This is a genomic window from Bartonella sp. AD328YNZD (assembly GCF_042196425.1).
Genome location: NZ_JBHIQG010000404.1, coordinates 1 through 1,974, shown reverse-complemented (window position 1 = coordinate 1,974; position 1,974 = coordinate 1). Strand labels below are relative to the sequence as shown.

Annotated in this window: 2 protein-coding genes and 1 pseudogene; all 3 read left to right on the top strand. The window is 44.3% G+C overall.

Going from position 1 to position 1,974, the window contains the following annotated elements:
* Window positions 1-420, top strand: a 420-nt coding sequence (locus ACFIO3_RS12235; RefSeq protein ID WP_375615466.1) for a phage tail protein, incomplete at its 5' end; no start/stop codon positions are given.
* Between the two features lie 8 nt (window positions 421-428).
* Window positions 429-1,442, top strand: a complete 1,014-nt coding sequence (locus tag ACFIO3_RS12230; RefSeq protein ID WP_375704535.1) for a phage tail protein — start codon at window positions 429-431, stop codon at window positions 1,440-1,442.
* 7 nt (window positions 1,443-1,449) lie between these two features.
* A pseudogene (locus tag ACFIO3_RS12225) lies at window positions 1,450-1,974 on the top strand (phage tail protein); the annotation flags it as partial.

Here is a 1,974-nt window from a genome sequence, read left to right as displayed (position 1 = left end):
ATAGGAACGGTTTGGGGCGTGGGTGATGGCGCCACGACATTTAATGTTCCCGATTTTCGAGGAATGTTTTTACGGGGGCTTGATGGAGGGCGCAATATTGATGAGGGGCGTTCTTTTGCAAGTGTGCAAACAGATTTAATCGAGTCGCATCAACATCAAGGACAGAGCCTTTCGATGTCTCATTTTACCAGCAACGAAAACTTTTGGGATGGGAATACGACGGATGTGTTGGGCTATCGTCTAGGCTTGTTTGGGGGGAGCTCTCTAGCGAATTTTATGGGCATAGAGCGTGAGAATTTAGGGGGCTACATTGTAAGTTCTCATACTCTTGATGAGAACCAAGAGGTTGTTTTGGAGAGCACTGGTGAAGGCGAGACGCGTCCAGTAAATGTGAGTGTTCTGTTTGCGATTAAGACATGAGGTGTAAGATGTCGACGATCTATGATTGGTCTTTAAATGCCTCCTTGAATGCCTATTGTGATGATTTGATTGATTGGTCAAAAGGACAACGTCCTAGTAGTCTGAATAATAGTGCTCGTGTGATGATGCAGCGTGTGCGTGAATATTTATCGGATACGAGTGGTGTGATTGAAAGCACTTTTACGGTTGATACTGAACACCAGACGACGTTGATAAGACTTCAAAGCCAATCGCAATTTTTAGAGTATAAGAATGGGATATCAATTTGTTTTAAAGCGAAGAGCAAGAATGTTGGGGAAACCGCAATTGCCTTGAATGATTTGGCGGCTAAACCTGTTTACAAGGCGACGGAATTAGGCATTCGTGTTTTATCTGGGGGCGAGCTTCAAAGGGGATGCATTTATAGCTTGGTTTATAGGGATCATGCTTGGCAAGTTTTAAATCCTACGCCTCTCTCTTTATCACAAGAGCCGGTTATTCCCGTTTATCCACCAGGGACGATAGGGATTTTTGGGATGCAAGTTTTGCCAGATGGCTGGTTACCTTGTGATGGGAAGGCTTATTTGCGTAGTGATTATCCTGCTCTTTATGAAGCGATAGGGATCAGGTGGGGAGGCGCTGATAGTTGGACGAAGTTTAATGTTCCCGATTTGCGTGGTGTTTTTTTACGAGGTGTTGATGATGACCGCGAGATAGACCGCTTTCGTTATCTTGGCACTTTACAAAATGACGCAATGAGAAAGCATGACCATGGGGGTCAATCCTTTACGATTTTGAATGATGAAAATCAGGAAGAGAGTTGGCATGGTGATATGACGATCATCTGGGGATATGTGTTGAATGACCAGCAAAGGTTGAAGCTTGCTGAACGTTTGGGCGTGAGGGCAGAGGATATACGCGTGCACCATAAGCTCGCCTTTCCCCATTCCCACCTTCATATGCGCGATGTTGCATTGGCAAGTTCAGGTGTAAGTGAGACGCGCCCGATTAATATGAGTGTTGTGTTTGGAATCAAGACGTGAGGTTTAGATGTCCACGATTTATGATTGGTCTTTAACGGCATCTGAGAATGGTGGTGCTGATGCTTTAATTAATTGGTCAGAGGGACAGCACCCTAACACGGTTAATAATAGCGCTCGTTTTATGATGCAACGGGTAAGTGAGTATTTATCGGATACGGGGGGTGTGCTTGAAAGCATTGTTACGGTTGATGATCAACAAAAGACGAGCGTGATAAGGCTTCTAAGCCAATCGGCATTTTTAGAGTATAAGAATGGCATATCGGTTTGTTTTAAAGCGAAGGGCAAGAATGTTGGGGCGACAACAATTGCTTTAAATAATTTAGCTGGTAAGCCCGTTTATAAGGCGACAGAAACCGGTTTATTAGCCTTATCGGGAGGAGAGATACAAGATGGCTGTCTTTATACCGTTATTTACGATGAAGATATAACTGGTTGGCAAATTCTCAATCCGACAAGGGGCAAAGTTTCTTCCTTAAAACGTTTACCTTCCGGTCTGATAGGACCGTTTGCAATGGAGCGCTTGCCAGATGGT